Raw genomic sequence first — 19,042 nt, forward strand, 5'->3', positions numbered from 1 at the left:
GCGCTCGCCGGTGCGGTCGCGGGGCTCGACGGCGGCCGGCGGCCGGCGACCGGTGGCCGGCGGCCGCGCCTGCCGCCGAGCGGCCGCATCCCGTGCGAATGGGCGTGCGGGGCGGCCGGCGTGTGGGGCGGCCGGCGTGCGGGGCGGCCCGCCCCTTCGCGGCGCGCCGCCGTGGCTCGTTCGCGCGGGCGCGGCACCGATCGTCGGGATGCCGACGCCTCACCCGGTTCTTCGTCGCCTTCGTTCGCTTCGGTCTGCGAGCCGGGTGGGCGAGGTGGTCGGTTGTCGCCAGGTGCCGCGGGGGTCGAGCCATCGGGGCGCCCGCACTTCGGGCACGCCGTGTCGCATGCGGATGGCCCAGCCCGAGGTGTCGATGGTGCGGTGGTGATACCAGCAGAGCAGGACCCCGTTATCGGGGTGGGTGGGGCCGCCGTGGTGGTCGGGGGTGACGTGGTGGATCTCGGCCCAGGCGGCGGGGACGCTGCAGCCGGGGATGATGCAGTTGCCGTCGCGGAGGGTGATGGCTCGGCGTTGGTGCGGGGTGAAGCAGCGTTCGGGGGAGCCGAGCTGGATGATGCGGCCGGCGTCGTCGAACACGACGGCCTGGATGCCGCCGGTGCAGATCATGTGCCGGGCGGCGCGGAGCGAGACCGGCTGCGCGATGCCGTCGGCGTGCGCGGTGCCGTGGCCTCGTTCGAGGTCGGCGGCGCGGACGCTGACGAGCACGGTCGGCGGAGCTCCGCCGATCGAGGGGTGTTCGCCCGATCGGGTGGCGGCGTCGATGATCGCGGCGAGCACGTCGTGGCGTTGCTGGTCGGGGGTGCGGGTCTCTGCCTGGGTGGCGACGTCGGCGCGTTCGGCATCGGTGAGGAACCCGCCGCCGGCGCGTGGGGCGAGGTGCGCGTCGAACAGTCGTCGCAGTTTCGCGGCGATCTCGGGCATGAGCTCGCCCGACACGGTGATGAGTCCGTCGCGGGCCCGCCCGATGCGGAAGCCGCGGCGGCGCATGGCGCGTTCGTCGTCGGGTTCGGGGCCGTCTTGGTCGAGCAACGTCGCCCAGGCGCGGGCGTGGATGGTGAGTTCGTCGGCGGTGCACCTGATCGGTGCCGCATCGCCGGCACCTTGCGCGGCGTCGACGAGCTCACGCTCCGCGACGTCGACCTTGAGCGGGTCGGCGGCCGGCCCCACTCGGCCGAGTTCGCGGACGATCGTCCCGGCGGCGTCGAGTCCGATCGTCCCGGAGGCGAGTGCCTGAGCGACGTGCGGGTGCTCGGCCGCGAGGGCTTCACCGGTGAACCCGACTCGGGCCCGGGTTGCGGCACCGACCGTGATGCGGCGGCGGGCCTCAGCGCCCGAGATCTGGGTGACGCGTTCGAGCAGTTCGGCAGCCGAACGACACCCCTTTCGCGCCGACAGGCGGGCGGTGTCGAGTTCGCGGCGGCTGCGGTCGGCGATCTCGCCCGCGAACGCGGCACGGCGGGCGTCGACGAGCCGGCCGAACCCCTCGAGCGCACCGGTCGCGAGCAGCAGGCCATCGTCATCGAGCATCGCGATCGCGCCCGGGTCGATCGCGGCATCGAGCAGCGACGCGAGTTCGTCGAATGCTGCCGCGAGGTCTGCCATGCACCCATTCCAGCACCACCCACCGACATTCAGGCGGCCCTGGAACCAGCGGCTGATCTGCGGTTTCAAGCGACTCGTCCTCCACAGGCGGGAGTCGAACGGAGTTCTCCACAGTGTGGTCTCGATACCGCGCTGCGCGCCTACTCGACCGACGGTCTCGTGGTCTCGATACGGCGCTGCGCGCCTACTCGACCGACGGTCTCGTGGTCTCGATACGACGCTGCACGCCTACTCGACGGACTCGAGCCTCCCGGACACGTGCACCCCGAGGCATCCGCGCTGTACGCTCTCGACCCATGACGGCCGCCCCTCCGCCCGCACCGAACCCAGCACCGAACCTGCGCCTGCGCGACCGACCCTTCGACTGGTTCTTCATCGTGATCTTCTCGCTGTTCACGATCACGAGCCTCATCAGCGACCTGCTGCCGACCCTCGGCGTCGACATCTCGCACCCGTCGTCGAACTTCTTCGTGAACTCGAACTACTGGTACGCGCACGATACCGACCCGCTGTTCGCGGAGCCGCCGACGTGGATGCGCATCGTCACCGGCCTGTCGGCGTTCGTCTACATGCCGTTCTACGTGCTCCTCGTCACGAGCCTCATCAGGGGCTGGAACTGGATCCAGCTGCCGAGCGTCATCTACGCGACGATGATCTCGACGATCACGGGCATCATCGTGTTCGGCGTCGAGTTCTTCGGCGAACCCGAGTGGCAGACGACGAACCCCGTGAAGTTCCTCGCGTTCAACCTGCCGTACGTGCTCGTGCCGATCGTGCTGCTCGTGCGGATGCGCAAGCCGCTGCCGTTCACGAGGAGGTTCTGAGCGTCGCATCGTATGGCGCGCGTCGTGCCGAGGAACCGCGAACGGGGCTCTATCGAACCGGCGGGTCGTCGGTGCATGATGAGGTGACCATCGTGCGTCGACGCACGTGGTGTCCGATGAGGGGGAGGCTCAGCGTGGTGGAATCCGCAGCGCAGTCGTCAGGTCCGGGGGTCGCGGTCGGCCCGACGAACGAGTTCAGTCTGTTCTTCCGGGTGAAGCCCGGCGATGGGCCGTCGCTGCGTGCCGCGCTCGAAGATCTGCAGAATCACCCGGGCTATCGGCCGGGCGACTACGGAATGGCCGTCGCGACGATCCACGAGGCCAGGTTCGTGCTCTTCGACGACGACACCCGTCTCGCGTTCATCACGAGCTTCGACGGCTCGTGGGACGCCTACATGGACGACTTCTTCAACTCGGGGGCGACGCTCGCGCTGTTCGACGTCATCTTCAAGCACACCGAGGGCTATGAGGGGCTGCCCGACCTCGCCACCGAGAAGGCGTTCATCCTCGGTGCGCAGCGCCGCGCGGCGGCGTATGCGCGCAACTATCCCGGCACCGTGAAAGAGGTGCGCAAGGCGCTCCGCGTGAACGAGGCCTTCCAGCGGGTGCTCGACGACCCGGCCGCGGCCGAGGCGCTCGCGCACCCGGCATTGGCGCCGCTCCTCGAAGAGGCCGGAGACTAGTTCGGATGTCGGACCACATCTCAGGGCCGCGCGCCCTGGCCAACCCGATCGCCGACATCACCGACCTCTATGCCTTTCCGAGCCCCGAGCGGCCCGGCAACCTGGTGCTCGTGCTCAACACCCTGCCGTTCGCCAAGGTGACGGACGCCTTCTCCGAGGGGCTGATCTACCGCCTCCGCGTGCGCGAGGCAGTCGCGACGGACGGTCCGGCTCCGTTCGAACCTGCGCACGCGCACGACCACGACCTCGAGCCGGGCCACGAGTTCCGTTTCGACATCGTCTTCGACCCGGCGGCGCGCGCCGCCGACGGCTCGTTCACGCAGCAGGGCACCGTGACGACGCCGTCGGGTGACACCGTGACGTTCCAGGTCGGCGACGAGTCCGGGGCCGAGGCGAACGGCGTCCGCGTCTTCGCGGGCGCGCGCTGGGATCCGTTCATCCTCGATGCCCCGGCGGCCCTCAAGACCGTCGCGACAGGACAGCTCGCCTTCACGGATCCGGGTTCGATCTTCATGGACGGCAAGAACGTGCTCGGGATCACCCTCGAGATCGACGGCGCGCTGCTCGGCGGACACACGCTCCTCGCCGTGATCGGCGAGACGCTCACCCGTGGCGTGTTCAACGTCCGCATCGAGCGCACCGGTCGCCCCGAGGTGAAGAACCTGCTGCTCGCGGCCACCCGGTTCGATCAGCTCAATCGCAACATCGAGATCCGCGACCTCTACAACATGGAGGATGCCTTCCACGAAGAGGCCGGCTACATGCACGCCTACCGGGCGCGCCTCGACGCCAACCTCGCCTTCTGGGACGGCCTCGACGGCAAGATCGACTGGCCGCTCGTCGACGGCGTGCATCCGCTCACCGAGCTCATGCTGGCCGACTTCCTCGTCGTCGACATCGCGAAGCCCTACCAGGAGCACGGCTCGTTCCTCGAGATCGAGCTCGCCGCCCGCGAGGGTCGCGAGCACGAGACGTGCGGCGGCCGCGCACTCAACGACGACATGATGGACACCTGGTTCACGACATTCATCACCGGCGGCAACGGCCCCGCGATCCGCGACGGGGTGGATGCCTCCTCCCGGCCGTCGTCGCAGACCTTCCCGTATCTCGCGGCGCCGAATCCGAACCCGCCCGAGAAACCGGAGCACCACTGAGATGACCGGGAACGAGGCGGTTCTCGAGCTCGACGACATCCAGAGCGGGGCGCTGCACGAACGGCCGTCGCCGTACGTCGGCACGTACCTGCTGCTGCGCATCGACGATGCCGCCGACGGGCGCGAGCTCATGCGGCGCCTGGAGCGGCTCGTCGCAGCCGGCGTGCCCGGGGCCGACGTCGCGAAGGAGGCGTGGATCACGGTGGGCCTCTCGTACCGGGGCCTCGAGGCGCTCGGCGTGCCGCCGGCCTCGCTCGGCACCTTCGCCCCCGAATTCCGCGAGGGCATGGCCGCGCGCGCCGACGAGCTGGGCGACGTCGGGCCGAGCGGCCCCGAGCATTGGGAACCGCCGTTCGGCACCGGCGAGGCACACGTCGCGATCGCCGTGCTGGCGTCCGATGCGTCCGCGCTGGAGGCCGTCGCCGAACGGGCGCGCCGGGCACACGACGAACTGCCGGGCATCGTCGTGGTCTGGCGCCAGGACTGCTACCAGCTGCCGACCGGGCGCACGTCGTTCGGCTTCAAGGACGGCATCGGCCAGCCGTCGGTCGAGGGCAGTGGTCGGGCGCCGTCGAACCCGCACGAGCCGCCCATCAGGGCCGGCGAGATCGTGCTCGGCTACCCCGACGAGACGGGTGAGCTGCCGCCGATGCCGAGCCCCGAGGTGCTGGGGCGCAACGGCACGTACGTCGTGCTGCGCAAGCTCCACACGGACGTCGCCGCATACCGGAGGTACCTCCGCGAGCGCGCCGCCAACCGCAAGGAGGAGGCGCTGCTCGGCGCGAAGATGGTCGGACGCTGGCAGGACGGGGCTCCGCTCGCGGTGTCGCCCGACACCGACGACCACGAGCTCGGGGCGGATCCCGCGCGCAACAACGCGTTCCGCTACGGCGACGACCCGCGCGGCTTCAAGTGCCCCGTCGGTGCGCACGCGCGCAGGGGCAACCCACGGGACTCCCTCGACGACGACGGCAGCGTGAACGTGCGGCTGCACCGCATGATCCGTCGCGGTACCAGCTACGGCCCGCCGTTGCCCGAGGGGGAACTCGAAGACGACGGCGCCGATCGCGGCATCGTCTTCGTCTTCGCCGGGGCGCACCTCAAGCGGCAGTTCGAGTTCGTGAAGACCCAGTGGCTCAACGACGGTGTCTTCATCGGCGCTCCGAATGAGGTCGACCCGCTGATCGGCTCCCACCACCACGGTGCCACCGATTTCACGGTTCCGCAGCGGCCGATCCGGCGGCGACTGACCGACATCCCGCCGTTCGTCACGACGCGGGGCGGCGAGTACTTCTTCGCCCCGAGCCGGTCGGCGATGCGCTGGCTCTCCGAGCTGACCTGACGAACCGAGACCGAGGAGACACGAATGACCGCGACCCCCGAAGGCACCGACCGCTGGAAGGCCCTCGACTTCCCCGTGCCGCCCGCCGACGCCCGGGAGCCCGAGTCGCCCGTACTGCTCGAGTATCGCAACGACGAGCAGATCGCCGTGATCACGCTCAACCGCCCGCACGCCGACAACGCCATCTCGACCGAGATGGGCGTGCGGCTCACCGAGGCCTTCGAGACTGTTGCGGTGAAGACGAAGGTGCGCGTCGTCGTGCTCACGGGCGCGGGCGACCGTGCGTTCTCGGTCGGCAGCGACCTGCGGCAGCGCAACAAGATGACGAAGGAGGACTGGCTGCGCCAGCGCCAGGCATTCGACCGCACGCTGTACTCGTTGCGTCAACTTCGCAAGCCCGTCTTCGCGGCCGTGAACGGCCTCGCCTACGGCGGCGGGTCCGAGATCGCGCAGAGCTGCGATTTCATCATCGCCTCCGAGAACGCCGTGTTCGGCCAGCCCGAGGCCATGATCGGGCTGTCCGCAGGCGGCGGTTCGCCGGTTTTCCTGCCCCGGCTGCTGGGCTCGGGCCGAGCCATGCAGATGCTGATGACCGGCGACCCGATCAGCGCTGCCGAGGCGCATCGCCTCGGCATGGTCAACGAGATCCACGCGCACCACGAGCTCGCCGCTGCCGCGCAGCGCATCGCCGAGAAGATCGCGAGCAACTCGCCGACCGCCGTCCAGGCGGTCAAAGAGGCAGTCAAGCTCGGGGCGGGTCAACCGACCGAGCAGGCCATCTCGATGATGATGGATTCCCACTGGCGGTCGGCGATCCACCCCGACCGGGCCGAAGGCATCGGCGCATTCAACGACGGACGCGTCCCGGTCTTCCTCGACGCCGACTTCTGAGCACGAAACCAACGAGGAGGTACGCCATGGACACCACTGAAGCACTCGCCGCGTCGCGTGCGGGCCTGCAGATGATCAACCCCGCGCCGTACAACGCGGAGGCGCCCCGGGAGGGTCTCGTCGACGAGATCACGCCGACCGAGTTCCACTACGTGCGCAGCAACTTCCCACTGCCCGAGCACGATGGCATCCTCGAGGTCGGCGGCGCCGTCGCCCGGCCGTTGCGGCTGACGATCGACGACCTTCGAGCGCTGCCCGCGTACGAACGCGCGGTCACGCTCGAGTGCGCCGGCAACGGACGACTGCAGATGCGGCCGCTTCCGACCGGCGAGCCGTGGGGCGACTACGCCGTGTCGACGGCCCGGTGGAAGGGCGCGCTCCTGAGCGACGTCCTCGCGCAGGCCGGTCCCGCCGCCGAGGCTGTCGAGGTGCGGTTCGAGGGCGCCGATCACGGCGCCTACCATCTGAACCCGGTGCTCGCCGACACGAACCGCGATGACCTGAGCTTCGTCCGCTCACTGCGGCTCGAGCACGCGACCGACCCCGCCGCCGAGATCCTCATCGCGTACGAGATGAACGGTCGGCCGCTCGGCCCCGATCACGGTGCGCCGTTCAGGATGGTCGTGCCGCACTGGTACGCGGTCGCGTCCGTGAAGTGGCTCAAGCACATCGATGTGCTGACCGAGCCGTTCGCCGGCGAGTTCCAGACGGGGCACTACATGTTCGAGTGGGCCGATCGCGAGCCCGAGCGCGTCGAGCTCATGCGCGTGCGAGCGCGGCTCACCGAGCCGGTTCCCGAGTCGACGGTGCCTGCGGGCACGGTCACGGTGCGGGGCAAGGCGTGGTCGGGCACCGGCCCGATCACGAAGGTCGAGGTCAGCCTGACCGGTGCCGGCGAGTGGTTCGAGGCGACGCTCGCCGAACCGACCGGCCCCTACCACTGGCAGGAGTGGAGCTACGACTGGCAGGCCGAGGTCGGCCGCCACACGCTCCGTGTGCGCGCGACCGACGCCGCGGGCAACGTGCAGCCCGAAGTGCCCGAGTGGAACCGTCTCGGCTATGGCAACAATGCCATCGAGGTGATCTTCGTCGACGTCGAGTGACGATGGCAGGTACCTCCGCCGCCGTCGAGCCGCAGCGTCGCCGCGTGCCTCGAGGATTCTGGTCGATCACGGCGATGGCGTCCGCGATCCTCCTGCTCCACCTCGTCGGTATCGTATTGCTCCTCGATCCGTCGTGGGAGACGAGCGGTGCGACGGCGTTCGGCCTCGGGCTCACCGCCTACGCATTGGGGTTGCGTCACGCCTTCGACGCCGATCACATCGCGGCCATCGACAACACCACCCGCAAACTCGTCGGCGACGGTCTCGGCCCGGTGTCGGTCGGCTTCTGGTTCTCGCTCGGCCATTCGAGCGTCGTGCTCGGGCTGACGCTGGCCCTCGCGCTGGGCGCGCGCGCCCTGGTCGGCCCGCTCGCCGACGGCTCGTCGACGCTGCATCAGGTGACGGGCATCGTCGGCACGACCGTCTCGGGTCTGTTCCTCTACGCGATCGCGGGCCTGAACCTCGTGCTGCTGCTGTCGGGCGTGCGCGACCTCCGCGCGGTGCGCGCCGGCCGCACGTCCGCGGAGGCCGTCGGCGCGGCGGGGCCGGTCGGCCCGCTGACGAAGGTCTTCGGCCGCGCCGCCCGCTCGATCAGGCGCCCGTGGCAGATGTACCCCCTCGGGGTGCTGTTCGGGTTCGGGTTCGACACTGCCACTGAGATCGGCCTGCTCGTCGTCGCCGCGACGAGCGCGGCGGCCGGCATCCCGTGGTACGCGCTGTTGGCGCTTCCCCTGCTGTTCGCGGCGGGGATGTCGCTGCTCGACACCGCCGACGGCCTTGTGATGCGCAGTGCCTACGGCTGGGCGTTCGAGCAGCCGGGGCGGCGGATGCGGTACAACCTGACCGTGACGGCTCTGTCGGTCGCTGTCGCGTTCGTCGTCGGAACGATCGAGTTCGTCGGCCTGGTCGGCGAGCAGTTGCACCTGGACGGCGGGCTCTGGTCGTGGGCGGGCGGCGTCGACCTGAACTCGGTCGGGATCGGCATCGTCGCGGCGTTGGTGCTCGTATGGGCTGCCGCCATCGCGATGTCGGCGCGAGCCCGTCGGCGCACGACCGCGATGAGCCGGGACTGACGCGCCGTTCACGAGGAGGTTCTGAGCAGCCCGACTACGCGAGCGGCTCCGCCGCGAGATCGCGCACGTGGTAGAACTCCTGGTCCCACAGCAGGTAGATGAGCCAGGTCGGCAGGAGGTACGACTCCTGCATGAAGTTCGCCTGCGAGGCGTGGATCGTCCACCCTTCGTGCTTCTTCTGCACCGCGGCATCCATCGCGTATCCGGGCTTCGGCTGGTTCGCGACGACGAAGGCGCCGGTCTCGCCGCCGAACGCCGCGAGCGCACCCGACGGGCTGATCGTGTAGACGAGGTGCCTCGGTCCGGTGTACGAGCCGCCCTCCGCCTCGAGCTTCGCGATCGCGAGCTCGGCGACGCGGCCCATCCGCATGTGGTCCTCGTGGCCGGTCGCACCCGACTCGGGCCAGAACGCGACCACGACGTCGGGCTCGACGCGCCGCATCTCGGCGGCGACGCGATCGACGAGTTCGGCTTCGTCGACCTCGGGAACTCCGCCGTCGGGGTAGTCCCAGACGACGTGGCGGTCGACGCCGAGGTTGAAGCTGTTCTTCAGTGCCTCGGCCTTGCGGATGTCGCCGAGGTCCGCCTGTCGCGCGACGACCGGGGTCTGGTGCCCGGCCTCGCCCTGCGTCGCGGTGATCATCGCCGTGTACGCGCCGTCCTCGTGGGCGTGCCAGAACAGCCCGTTGACGGTCTGCTCGTCGTCGGGGTGGGCGAACACGCCGAGCACACGGGTGCCGCCGAGTTCGCCGACGACCGAGTCGACGCCCGTCGCAGTGGGTTCGTAGAAGAGGTTGCGGCCGGCCCAGTAGAGTCCGCCGACGACGGCGGCGAGGACGGCGGCGACGACGATGAGCGCGACGGTGCGCTTGCGCATGGGGTGGTGCCTTCGGGTTCGGATGCCTCGGGGCGGGGTCTCGCTCGGGGCACGGGATGCGGCGCGCGTGGTGAGCGCACGCGCCGATTCGGGTGCGAGCATGCTAACCCGACCGGGCGCGCAGGCCGAATCCGGTTCGGTTTCCGTCGACGCCGGCCCCGAGGCATCCGGCCTCGTTGGGCTACTTGCGCGGCTTCTCGGGCGCGATGCGCGGCAGCAGGTACTTGCCCGAGAGCCACGCGGCCAGGGCGGTGATGATCCAGACGATGACGGCCGCGAGCACCCACGGGGCGATGCCGTCGAAGGTGATGCCGTCGCCGAGCGAGGCGACGAAGAGCGCGATCGCGGTCGAGATGAGCCCCGCGACGCCCGCGACGGCGGGCGCGCCACGGTGGAACAGCGTCTCGACGAGCCACTCGAGCAGCGCCTGCACGGCCGCGAACACGATGATCGCGACGAGGAAGCCCGACACGTGCAGATGCATGCCCGGAACCAGCAGCGACGCGATGAACAGGGCGAGGGCGGCGAGCACGAGCGAGACGCCGAGACGGATGAGGAAGCGCACCATGGCGCGAGCGTAGCGCCTCGGCGTGCGCGCGACGCTTCCGCCCGCGGCCGGTCGGGAGGATGATGGGCGGGTGAGCGGGCCCACGACGGTGAACCATGCTGCGCGACGAGTGCAGTCGGTGTACTTCACCCTGCTCATCGGCAACACGCTCGCGGCGTCGTTCATCTGGGGCGTCAACACGCTCTTCCTGCTCGACGCGGGGCTGTCGAACCTCGAGGCGTTCGCCGCCAACGCGTTCTTCTCGGTCGGCATGGTCATCTTCGAGGTGCCGACCGGCGTCGTCGCCGACACGCTCGGCCGGCGCATGTCGTACCTGCTCGGCACGCTCACCCTCGCCGTCACGACGGCGCTCTACTACTGGATGTGGGTGATCGAGGCCCCCTTCTGGGCGTGGGCCGTCGTCTCGGTGCTGCTCGGCCTCGGGTTCACGTTCTTCTCGGGCGCGACCGAGGCCTGGCTCGTCGACGCGCTGACGGCGACGAACTACACGGGCAGCCTCGAGCACGTGTTCGGCCGGGGCACCGCGCTCTCGGGCGCGGCGATGTTCATCGGCTCGATCACGGGCGGCGCGGTCGCGCAGGCGACCGACCTCGGGGTTCCGTTCCTCCTGCGAGCCGGCGTGCTCGTCGTCATGTTCGTCGTCGCGGCACTGCTCATGCACGACCTCGGCTTCACCCCGGCCGGGCGCACCGATCCGGTGCAGGCGACGAAGACGGTGTTCAAGGCCTCGCTCACGTACGGCCTCGGGCGACCCCCGGTGCGCTACCTCATGTTCGCCTCGTTCTTCACGACGGGCGTCGGCTTCTACGTCTTCTACGCGCTGCAGCCGTATCTCGTCGAGCTCTGGGGCGACGAGGAGGCGTACTCGATCGCCGGGCTCGCCGCGGCGATCCTCTCGGGTGCGCAGGTCATCGGCGGCTACCTCGCGCCGTGGGTGCGCCGACGGTTCCGCCGCCGTACGACGACGATCCTCGCGAGCCTCATCGTGAGCACGGGGGTGCTCGTCGCGCTCGGCCTCAACCGCAGCTTCTGGCTCGCGCTCGTGCTGCTCGTGCTCTGGGGGCTCGTCGATGCGGCCGCCGGGCCGGTGCGCCGGGCGTACCTCAACGACATGATCCCCTCGGCGCAGCGGGCCACGGTGCTCTCGTTCGACTCGCTCATGGGCAGCGCCGGCGGTGCGGTCATCCAGCCCGTGCTCGGTCGCTCGGCCGACATCTGGGGCTACCCGGGGTCGCTGCTCGTCAGCAGCGCCTTCCAGGTGCTCGCTGCGCCGTTCGTCTGGCTGAGCCGCCGGCAGCAGTCGCCCGCCGACGTGGCCACGGGGGTCACCGACGAGTCCCCGGCCGAGGCGACGGGCGGGCCGCAGGCCGACTGACCGCGACCACCCGGGCGCACGTCACGATTCGGGCGCATCGGGGACAGCCCTCTATCGGCGGGATGCCGCGGGCGTTAGCCTGTGGCGTCGACGAGATTCGACACGGTTCGACGTCGACGAGGTTCGACATGGTTCGACGAGGTTCGACGCGGTTCGGGTCGGTCGACGGGCCGGCGAGACGAGGGGGCGCATGGTGACCGGCGTACGGGTGGGCATCGCGATCGCGGCGCTGGTCGCCGGCGCGATCGCGCTCAGTGGCTGCGCGGGCGCGCCCGGCCCCTCCGACGCGCCCGGCGCGAATGCCTCGCCGGTGCCCGACGCGTCGGCGACGGCGCCCGGCACCGAGGACGCGGCCGCCGATGACGCCGCCGGCGAGGGCGAAGCCGCCGGCGGGACCGACGGCACCGGGGTCGACGCGCGCGACCAGGACCCGTTCTCCGACGACGAGCTGGTCGCGGCGAGCTGCGTCGACGAGCAGTTCGGGCTCGCCGTCGAACCCCTGCCCGACGAATCCGGCGCGGGGCAGTTCGGATTCCGGCTCGTCCTCACCAACCGATCAGACCACCCGTGCACCTTCGACGGGTGGCCGGGGCTCGTCGCGCTCGACGCCGGCGGTGCGGAGGTCGGGGCGGCCGCCGCAGCCGACCGGGGTGTCGCCTCGACGCTCGTCGTCGTGCAGCCGGGCGGTGTCGCGACGGCGCACGTGCGCGCGTCCCAGGCGGGCGCGTACGACTGTGCGCAGGTCGATGCGACCGGACTCCGAGCGAGGCTCACGGCAGACGGAGACGGCCCAGGCGTCGATGCGGCGTACGACATCACGGTCTGCGACGGCTCGACCTCGACGATGACGATCTCGCCGCTCGTCGCGGGCTGATCGGCTCGCCCGACGCTCGGTTCCGTCGAAGCTCGGCTGAAACCTCCCGAGGGGGTTGTCCCCTGTTCGGGGGTCACGTAGCATGGCCGGACGCCCGAACGGCGGAACGGCCGCCGCAGGGATGCGACGAGGAGGTGCCGCGTGCGCAAGGTCCTCCTGCTGTGCGCCGCGATGGCCGTGCTCCTCGTCGGTTCGTTGTCGCTCGGCATCGCCGCGGCCCGCACCGGGGCTCCCGTGCTCTACGACGCGCGCGTGCAGCCGGGTGCCGTCGATGAGCTCGCCCCCGGTGCGGGCTCCGGCACTCCGTCACCCGGTGCGGAGGGCGGTGCCGCCGACGGCGCGGCCGAATCTGGCGAGGCCGGTGCGGGCGACGGGCGCGCCGCCGTCGACGCGCGCTCGACCGACCGGCCGGGAGCATCCGAGCGCGACCGCGGCCGGGCACGACTGCCGGCGCCCGATCGTACGGCGACTCCCGACCCCGGCGACCCGATGTCGCCCAGCGATCGCGAGCCGCGCGACGACGGACGCGCGACGGCATTGCCGACGCCGACCGCGCCGCCGGCTGATCCCGAGCCCACCGAGCAGGAGCAGGCCGCGTGGCTGGCGTTCCAGCAGCTCGTGCGCGACTGCATGACCGAGGCGGGGTTCGAGTACCGTCACTGGACCTGGTGGGAGGCCGAGTCGCCCGATCCCGAGTCGCTCGCGCCGGCGATGCCCGAGCAGCTCACGCCCGACCAGCAGGCCGCCTGGCGCGAGGCCCTCTACGGCAGCGAGAGCAGCGAGGGATGCCTCGTGGTCGCCGTCGAACAGGATCGCGAGGCGGCGTCGCCCGCACCCGAGGCTCCCGAATCGGGCGACGCCGCGCCCGACGGGGGAGACGTCGCACCCGAAGCGGGCGCGGGGGTCGCACCCGGTGCGGGGTCGCCGACCGACCCCGAGGCATCCGCGGCCCCCCAGCGCTGACTGCGCCACTCGGCGACCGGTCAGTGGTCGAGCGCGAGGTACTGGTGCGCGTATGCGATCGCCATCCCGCCCTCGCCGACGCCGGCCGCGACCCGCTTCACCGAGCCCGAGCGCACGTCGCCGACGGCGAAGACGCCCGGCGCGCTCGTCTCGAGGCCGAACGGCCGGCGCTCGTGCACCCACTGCGGGGTCGCGCCCGCCTCGGCGCCCGTGAGCACGTACCCGTGTTCGTCGCGCGCGACCTCGGGCGGCAGCCACTCGGTGACCGCGTCGGCGCCGATCATCACGAACACCGTCGTGAACGGCCGTTCGGTGCTCGTTCCCGTCGCGCGGTCGAGCACGTCGACCGCCTCGAGCGAGCGACCCCCTCGCACCGCGGCGATCTCGCTCCGCGTCTCGACGTGGATGCCGTCGTTCGCCGCGATCTGGTCGATGAGGTAGCGCGACATGCTCGTCGCGAGCGTCTCGCCGCGCACGAGCATCGTCACGGACCGGGCGAATCGCGAGAAGAAGAGCGCCGCCTGCCCGGCCGAGTTGCCGGCGCCGACGATCGCGACGTCCGCACCGCGCGCGACGGCCGAATCGCTGCGCGCGGCGCCGTAGTAGACGCCGCCGCCGAGGAACCGCTCGATGCCGGGCACCTGCAGTGTGCGCCACTCGACCCCCGTGGCGACGATCGCGACGGGGGCGGTGAGCACGTCGCCGCCGTCGAGCACGATCGCCCGCTCCCGCGGGCGGAGCGACTCGGCCGTGCGGGTGACCACGAGCTCGGCACCGAGGCGCCTCGCCTGCTTGAGCGCACGGCTCGCGAGTTCGTCGCCCGAGATGCCGTAGGGAAAGCCCGTGTAGTTCTCGATGCGCGTCGAGGTGCCGGCCTGCCCGCCCGGTGCGAGGTGCTCGATCACGAGCGTGCGCAGTCCCTCGGCCGCCGCGTTCACGGCGGCCGTGAGCCCGGCCGGACCGGCGCCGATGATGACGACGTCGTAGTCGCGTCGCGACGGGTCGACCTCGAGGCCGACGGCGGCGGCGATCTCGCGCAGGCCGGCGTGCTCGAGCCGCGTGCCGTCGGGCAGCTCCACGATCGGGTGTCGTACGCCGTCGGCCGGTTCGCGGGGAACGTGCTCGAAGGCGACCTGGTTGCGCGTGAGGAAGCCCATGAGCTCGTGCGCGCGCCGGTCGGCGCGCGGGGCGATCACGCGAACCTCGGGTCCGGCCTGCTCGGCGGCCACCGCCTGCAGCCAGTCGAGGTACCGGCGGGCCAGCGAGGCGACGAACGCGGGCACCGACGGGGCCATCGCGGCGAGCGTGTAGAACACGGTCACGTCGAGCTTGATGACGCGTGTCGGCTCGGCGGCGCGGCCGCTCGCCGGAAACGGCGTGCTGAGCGTCATGGGAACCTCGCCGAAGAACCGTCCGGGCACGCGCTCGCCGATCACGCGCTCCTCGCCGTTCACGACCTTCGTGAGCTCGGCCCGCCCCTCGATGACGATGAAGAGCGCGCGTTCGTCGCCCTCATGGGCGAAGTACTCGCCGGGCGTGAGGTGGATGTCCTCGACCGAGCGCGCGAGGTAGTCGATCGCCTCGGGCGAGAGCCGTGCGAACGCGGGGATCGCGCGGAGCTCGTCGATCGTGATCATGCCTGCCCGCCCGCGGCCGCGTCCATGACGCGACGCTAGCCACGGGGGTCGGCGTCGTCAACGGGCGGCGCACCCCCAGTTCGCGTGCGACGCGGGGCGGGGGCGTCCTGCCGGGCTCAGGCCGACAGCGTCTCGGCGCGGCCGTTCAGCTCCGAGGCATCCTGCGACCAGAGGCCGACCACCTCGTCGGCGAGCCGGTCCTCAAGACCGGCGAGCGCCTTCACCCGGAAGGTGACGGCGGCACCCGTGGTTCCCTCCTTGCCGAGCCCGTGCGCGAGCGACTGCATCCACGACTCGCTCGCGGCCTTGACGGCGGTGTAGTTCGCCCCGCCCGCGGTGGGGTGCTCGACGGTCGTCGACGAGACGATCGCGATGCGGCCGGCGGGGGAGGCGACGAGGTCGTCCCAGAGCGCGCGGCTCACGTGGCGCAGCGACGAGAACGAGCGCTCGAGCACCCGGTAGTCCTCCTCGGTCTGCCCGGGGATGCCGCCGCCGCCGCGCCAGCCGCCGACGAGGTGGATGATGCCGTCGACGTCGCCCACCCGACCGTGCACGCGCATCGCGAGCGGCCACACCTGCATCTGGTCGGTGAGGTCGGCGACCTCGGTCACGATGCCCGGCAGCTCGGCCGCCATCTCGTCGAGCCGGCCGCGGTCGCTGCCGACGGCGACGACGCGCGCACCGGCGTCGAGCAGCCTGCGGGCGACGGTCCGGCCGGAGGCGCTCGTGGCGCCCGCGATGAGGACGACGCGCCCTGCGACGCCGGTGGGCTCGGTGGTGTCGGTCATGTGGGCTCCTCTTCGAGCTGGGGCGGACACAACTCGGTGGTCGAGTAGCGAAGCGTATCGAGACCAGATTACGAGGTCTCGATACGCTCCTTCGTCGCTACTCGACCACCGGTGGGGTGGATCAGGCTTCGCCCACCGTGGACTGGTACTGCGCCGTGATGCCGACGGTCGACTCGATGACGGGCTTCATCTTCTTGTCGAGCGCCTCGAAGAACATCGAGAGCGGGAACTCGTCGTCCATCACGAGGTCGGTGTAGCCCTTGGGCGGGCCGGCGAGCACCTCGCGCGGCAGGCCCTCGGCCCAGACCGAGGCGGGGTTCGGCGTGACGACCGACGAGACGAGCTCGTAGGCCTTGAGCCAGTGCACCGTCTTCGGGCGGTCGATCGACTCCCAGTAGAGCAGGTCGATCGCGTCGCCGAGCTCGACGACCGCGTCGGCGACCTTGTCCCAGTCGAAGCTGAGCTCGACGTCGCGCCACTCGAGCACGTGCTTCTTGTGCAGCCACGCGAACAGCAGCTGGCCGCCGAGGCCGTCGTAGTTGCGCACCCGGTTGCCGGTGATCGCGAAGCGGAAGATGCGGTCGAAGATGACCGCGTACTGCACGAGCTTGCCGGTCGAGCGCATCTGCTCCTCGACGTCGGTGAGTTCCTCGCCCTTGGCGAGACGGGCGTCGAGCGCGCGCTGGATCTTCACCGACTCGCGGAACGCGGTCAGGTCGCAGCGGAGCTCTTCCAGCGAGTAGAGGAAGAACGGCATGCGCTGCTTGATCATGAACGGGTCGAACGGCAGGTCGCCGCGCATGTGGGTGCGGTCGTGGATGATGTCCCACATGACGAAGGTGCGCTCGGTGAGCTCCTGGTCGGTGAGCATCTCGGCCGCGTCGGCGGGCAGTTCGAGCTTCGTGATGTCGCTCGCCGCGCGCACGACCTTGCGGTAGCGGGCGGCCTCGCGGTCCTGGAAGATGGCGCCCCACGTGAACGGCGGGATCTCGCGCATCGCGACCGTCTCGGGGAAGAGCACCGCCGAGTTGGTGTCGTAGCCCGGCGTGAAGTCGACGAGGCGCAGCGAGACGAAGAGCTTGTTGCCGTAGTCGCCGGCCTCGAGGGCGGCGATGAACTCGGGCCAGATGGTCTCGACGACGAGCGCCTCGACGTGACGGTCGAGCGAGCCGTTCTGCGTGTACATCGGGAACACGACGAGGTGGCGGATGCCGTCGATGCGGTGGCGCTGCGGCTGGAACTCGACGAGCGAGTCGAGGAAGTCGGGCACCTCGAGGCCCTCGGCCTGCCACTTGCGGAAGTCGGCCTGCAGGGCGGCGAGGTACGCGGCCTCGTGCGGGAAGCGCGGCGCGAGCGCCGCGACCGACTCGACGATGGCGTCGACGAGGGCGGATGCCTCGGGCTTGTCGCCCTCGACCGGAACCGAGCCGTCCTTCACCTGGAGCGACTGGAGCTTCGTCGCCGACTCCTTGAGGCGGTGCCAGGCGGGGTCGGTCTCGACGCCGTCGGCGAGGGCGATCTGCTCGGGCGTGACGTCCTCGAGGACCTCGGGTTCGCCGACGATGGGGTCGATCGTGATGTTCGACATGTGAACCTCCGTTCCTCGTTGAGGGGATCTGGTGCAGCAGTTGGTTGATGGCGCGCGGCATGAATCGCCGCACAACTCAAGGCTACGAGGCATCCCCTCGCGAATGGTTGCGCCCTGACGCGGGAATCATGCGTTGCGGCCCGATTCGGCGACCGAGATCGCCGATGCGGCGCAATGCCGCCGACCGGGCCATTGCCGAGGATACCTCAGCGTCAGCACCGATGCCGCTCCGTGCCGCCACCCGTGGGGCGCGGTGCCGACACCGACTCGAAGACCGGTGGGCCTCCTGATGTCGGGCCTCGCGCGGATCTCTAATTTGAGGATTGTTCAGATCCCCATCAACCCCCGACAGAACAGGAGAGGACCATGAACATCACGAAGGGCGGAGCCGCCGTGATCGGCGCCGCCGTGATCATCATCTCGATCAGCGGATGCGCCGGCGTGCGCGGCCAGGTCGAGCAGGGTTCGGGCGCCGCGAGCATCACCTCGCTGCAGACCCAGCAGGACAGCGCTCGTCGCGAGGCCGCACTCGAACGTGCGACGTCGCACGGCGTGCAGCAGCAGGTCACCGCCTCGCTCAAGTCGCAGCAGGACACCGCCCGGCAGGAGGCCGCGCAGGAGCGCGCAGCCCGTGCCGGACAGGGTGAGCAGGTCGTGCAGCAGGCGGTCGAGTCGAACTCGTTCGACGCGGTGCGCCTGCAGCAGCAGGCGATCGAGGAACGACTCGACGCGCGTCGCGCGACCACCTCGATCGCCGAGGTGATGCGCCGGCAGAAGCAGGCCGAGACCGTCGGCGACGGCGGCACCGACGCCGCCGAGCAGCAGGGGCAGCGCCTCTCGCAGTACGCCGAGCAGTTCTCCGCCCACGAGGACGAGACGCCGGCGCCCACCCCCTCGCCGCGACCGATCTCACCGCTCAATCGATGAGCCGCACTCGAGAGCGGGGCCGAGCCGACAGGCCGACCCCGCTCTCGCACTGCGCGATCGGGCACCCGGCCCATAGCGGACGCATAGCGTTCGCCCGTATCGTCGGGTGATCGGGTCGCACACCGCCGGCCCGCCGGGGCTCTCCCGGGAGCACCGGTCACGACGATCCCGAATCGAGTCGCCCGAATGACCACTGCCCGTCCGTCCGCCGCCGTCGCGCTCATCCTGCCCACCGTCGTACTCGCCGGTTCGGTCGTCGTCACCGTGCTCGGTGCCCTCTCGACCAACTCGGCGACGGCCACGCTGAACGCCGCGCTCACGAGCCAGACCGGCACCGCCGCCGACGTCTACGGCAGCCAGTCGGCGATCGTCGTCTCGAGCGGCCTGCTCACCGCGGGCATCGTCGGCATCGTCGTCTCGCTCGCGGTCTTCGCCACGCTCATCGGCTTCGGCGCCCTCTCCAAGCCGGCCGACGTGGCCCCGCTCGACGAGGCCGACGACGTCGACGACGAGTTCGACGCGGAGCCGTCGGCCGCATCGTCGCCGTACGGGACTGCGGCCGAAGCGCCTGCCGAAGCAGCGCCTGCCGAAGCAGCGCCCGTGGCAGCGGCACCTGCGGCCGAGGAGCCTGCGGCCGCGGAGCCCGTCGCGGCCGAGGCATCCGACGAGAGCGACGCGGCGGCTGGTCCCGAGGAGCCGACGCGCGCCTGATCCCGCCTCCCGAACGCGAAGAACCCCTGCACGACGTGCAG

At 71.0% G+C, this 19,042-nt stretch carries 18 protein-coding genes; 12 read left to right on the forward strand and 6 right to left on the reverse strand.

Features of this window, described 5'->3' with window-relative positions:
- Window positions 1-219: 219 nt before the first annotated feature.
- Window positions 220-1,623: an HNH endonuclease signature motif containing protein gene (locus AC3RJ6_RS07110; protein ID WP_491426278.1), complete on the reverse strand. Its 1,404-nt coding sequence runs from the start codon at window positions 1,621-1,623 to the stop codon at window positions 220-222.
- A 296-nt stretch (window positions 1,624-1,919) separates the two neighbouring features.
- On the opposite strand from AC3RJ6_RS07110, the gene AC3RJ6_RS07115 reads away from it, so the two are divergent.
- The 7 genes from AC3RJ6_RS07115 to AC3RJ6_RS07145 all read left to right on the forward strand — a co-directional run bounded on the left by AC3RJ6_RS07115 (window position 1,920) and on the right by AC3RJ6_RS07145 (window position 8,693).
- Window positions 1,920-2,447, forward strand: coding sequence for an EXPERA domain-containing protein (locus tag AC3RJ6_RS07115; protein WP_491426279.1), 528 nt, complete (start codon window positions 1,920-1,922; stop codon window positions 2,445-2,447).
- Between the two features lie 137 nt (window positions 2,448-2,584).
- Window positions 2,585-3,130: a hypothetical protein gene (locus AC3RJ6_RS07120; RefSeq protein ID WP_491426280.1), complete on the forward strand. Its 546-nt coding sequence runs from the start codon at window positions 2,585-2,587 to the stop codon at window positions 3,128-3,130.
- A gap of 5 nt (window positions 3,131-3,135) precedes the next feature.
- Window positions 3,136-4,284, forward strand: coding sequence for a DUF4331 family protein (locus tag AC3RJ6_RS07125; RefSeq protein ID WP_491426281.1), 1,149 nt, complete (start codon window positions 3,136-3,138; stop codon window positions 4,282-4,284).
- 1 nt (window position 4,285) lies between these two features.
- Window positions 4,286-5,626 carry a Dyp-type peroxidase gene (locus AC3RJ6_RS07130; protein WP_491426282.1) on the forward strand — a complete coding sequence of 447 codons (1,341 nt, stop codon included), beginning with the start codon at window positions 4,286-4,288 and terminating at the stop codon, window positions 5,624-5,626.
- Between the two features lie 24 nt (window positions 5,627-5,650).
- A complete protein-coding gene (locus tag AC3RJ6_RS07135; RefSeq protein WP_491426283.1) occupies window positions 5,651-6,517 on the forward strand; it encodes an enoyl-CoA hydratase/isomerase family protein in 867 nt (288 codons plus the stop codon).
- A gap of 26 nt (window positions 6,518-6,543) precedes the next feature.
- Window positions 6,544-7,620 carry a sulfite oxidase gene (locus AC3RJ6_RS07140; protein ID WP_491426284.1) on the forward strand — a complete coding sequence of 359 codons (1,077 nt, stop codon included), beginning with the start codon at window positions 6,544-6,546 and terminating at the stop codon, window positions 7,618-7,620.
- Window positions 7,560-8,693, forward strand: a complete 1,134-nt coding sequence (locus AC3RJ6_RS07145) for a HoxN/HupN/NixA family nickel/cobalt transporter (RefSeq protein ID WP_491426285.1) — start codon at window positions 7,560-7,562, stop codon at window positions 8,691-8,693. The genes AC3RJ6_RS07140 and AC3RJ6_RS07145 overlap by 61 nt, the downstream gene beginning before the upstream one ends.
- A 34-nt stretch (window positions 8,694-8,727) precedes the next feature.
- On the opposite strand, the gene AC3RJ6_RS07150 is transcribed toward AC3RJ6_RS07145, so the two are convergent.
- Together AC3RJ6_RS07150 and AC3RJ6_RS07155 are read right to left on the reverse strand one after the other, a co-directional pair.
- A complete protein-coding gene (locus AC3RJ6_RS07150; protein WP_491426286.1) occupies window positions 8,728-9,570 on the reverse strand; it encodes a PIG-L deacetylase family protein in 843 nt (280 codons plus the stop codon).
- Window positions 9,571-9,751: 181 nt separating this feature from the next.
- Window positions 9,752-10,138: a phage holin family protein gene (locus tag AC3RJ6_RS07155; RefSeq protein WP_491426287.1), complete on the reverse strand. Its 387-nt coding sequence runs from the start codon at window positions 10,136-10,138 to the stop codon at window positions 9,752-9,754.
- An 88-nt stretch (window positions 10,139-10,226) separates the two neighbouring features.
- Here AC3RJ6_RS07155 and AC3RJ6_RS07160 point away from each other — a divergent pair, with 88 nt between their 5' ends.
- The 3 genes from AC3RJ6_RS07160 (at window position 10,227) to AC3RJ6_RS07170 (ending at window position 13,350) form a co-directional block, all read left to right on the forward strand.
- Window positions 10,227-11,513 (forward strand): MFS transporter, encoded by a 1,287-nt coding sequence (locus AC3RJ6_RS07160; RefSeq protein ID WP_491427140.1) that lies wholly within the window; start codon window positions 10,227-10,229, stop codon window positions 11,511-11,513.
- Window positions 11,514-11,703: 190 nt separating this feature from the next.
- Complete coding sequence (locus AC3RJ6_RS07165; protein WP_491426288.1) at window positions 11,704-12,387, forward strand: DUF4232 domain-containing protein; 684 nt, start codon at window positions 11,704-11,706, stop codon at window positions 12,385-12,387.
- Between the two features lie 141 nt (window positions 12,388-12,528).
- Window positions 12,529-13,350 (forward strand): hypothetical protein, encoded by an 822-nt coding sequence (locus tag AC3RJ6_RS07170; protein WP_491426289.1) that lies wholly within the window; start codon window positions 12,529-12,531, stop codon window positions 13,348-13,350.
- A 20-nt stretch (window positions 13,351-13,370) separates the two neighbouring features.
- On the opposite strand, the gene AC3RJ6_RS07175 is transcribed toward AC3RJ6_RS07170, so the two are convergent.
- From AC3RJ6_RS07175 to AC3RJ6_RS07185, 3 genes are all read right to left on the reverse strand, one after another.
- Window positions 13,371-14,987 carry an FAD-dependent oxidoreductase gene (locus AC3RJ6_RS07175; RefSeq protein WP_491426290.1) on the reverse strand — a complete coding sequence of 539 codons (1,617 nt, stop codon included), beginning with the start codon at window positions 14,985-14,987 and terminating at the stop codon, window positions 13,371-13,373.
- 116 nt (window positions 14,988-15,103) lie between these two features.
- Window positions 15,104-15,775: an SDR family NAD(P)-dependent oxidoreductase gene (locus AC3RJ6_RS07180; RefSeq protein WP_491426292.1), complete on the reverse strand. Its 672-nt coding sequence runs from the start codon at window positions 15,773-15,775 to the stop codon at window positions 15,104-15,106.
- 121 nt (window positions 15,776-15,896) lie between these two features.
- Window positions 15,897-17,363 (reverse strand): DUF6421 family protein, encoded by a 1,467-nt coding sequence (locus AC3RJ6_RS07185; RefSeq protein ID WP_491426293.1) that lies wholly within the window; start codon window positions 17,361-17,363, stop codon window positions 15,897-15,899.
- A 366-nt stretch (window positions 17,364-17,729) separates the two neighbouring features.
- Here AC3RJ6_RS07185 and AC3RJ6_RS07190 point away from each other — a divergent pair, with 366 nt between their 5' ends.
- Window positions 17,730-18,290: a hypothetical protein gene (locus AC3RJ6_RS07190; protein ID WP_491426294.1), complete on the forward strand. Its 561-nt coding sequence runs from the start codon at window positions 17,730-17,732 to the stop codon at window positions 18,288-18,290.
- Between the two features lie 186 nt (window positions 18,291-18,476).
- Window positions 18,477-19,001: a hypothetical protein gene (locus AC3RJ6_RS07195; protein WP_491426295.1), complete on the forward strand. Its 525-nt coding sequence runs from the start codon at window positions 18,477-18,479 to the stop codon at window positions 18,999-19,001.
- The last annotated feature ends 41 nt before the right edge of the window (window positions 19,002-19,042 follow it).

It is taken from the genome of Agromyces cucurbitae, assembly GCF_058349945.1.

Bases quoted from the DNA above. Each gene is read 5' to 3' on its own strand.
- AC3RJ6_RS07190 (WP_491426294.1), top strand. From the start codon at position 17,730: ATGAACATCACGAAGGGCGGAGCCGCCGTGATCGGCGCCGCCGTGATC.
- AC3RJ6_RS07140 (WP_491426284.1), top strand. From the start codon at position 6,544: ATGGACACCACTGAAGCACTCGCCGCGTCGCGTGCGGGCCTGCAGATG.
- AC3RJ6_RS07165 (WP_491426288.1), top strand. From the start codon at position 11,704: ATGGTGACCGGCGTACGGGTGGGCATCGCGATCGCGGCGCTGGTCGCC.
- AC3RJ6_RS07185 (WP_491426293.1), bottom strand. From the start codon at position 17,363: ATGTCGAACATCACGATCGACCCCATCGTCGGCGAACCCGAGGTCCTC.
- AC3RJ6_RS07125 (WP_491426281.1), top strand. From the start codon at position 3,136: ATGTCGGACCACATCTCAGGGCCGCGCGCCCTGGCCAACCCGATCGCC.
- AC3RJ6_RS07130 (WP_491426282.1), top strand. From the start codon at position 4,286: ATGACCGGGAACGAGGCGGTTCTCGAGCTCGACGACATCCAGAGCGGG.
- AC3RJ6_RS07175 (WP_491426290.1), bottom strand. From the start codon at position 14,987: ATGATCACGATCGACGAGCTCCGCGCGATCCCCGCGTTCGCACGGCTC.
- AC3RJ6_RS07135 (WP_491426283.1), top strand. From the start codon at position 5,651: ATGACCGCGACCCCCGAAGGCACCGACCGCTGGAAGGCCCTCGACTTC.
- AC3RJ6_RS07110 (WP_491426278.1), bottom strand. From the start codon at position 1,623: ATGGCAGACCTCGCGGCAGCATTCGACGAACTCGCGTCGCTGCTCGAT.
- AC3RJ6_RS07180 (WP_491426292.1), bottom strand. From the start codon at position 15,775: ATGACCGACACCACCGAGCCCACCGGCGTCGCAGGGCGCGTCGTCCTC.
- AC3RJ6_RS07150 (WP_491426286.1), bottom strand. From the start codon at position 9,570: ATGCGCAAGCGCACCGTCGCGCTCATCGTCGTCGCCGCCGTCCTCGCC.
- AC3RJ6_RS07115 (WP_491426279.1), top strand. From the start codon at position 1,920: ATGACGGCCGCCCCTCCGCCCGCACCGAACCCAGCACCGAACCTGCGC.
- AC3RJ6_RS07195 (WP_491426295.1), top strand. From the start codon at position 18,477: ATGACCACTGCCCGTCCGTCCGCCGCCGTCGCGCTCATCCTGCCCACC.
- AC3RJ6_RS07155 (WP_491426287.1), bottom strand. From the start codon at position 10,138: ATGGTGCGCTTCCTCATCCGTCTCGGCGTCTCGCTCGTGCTCGCCGCC.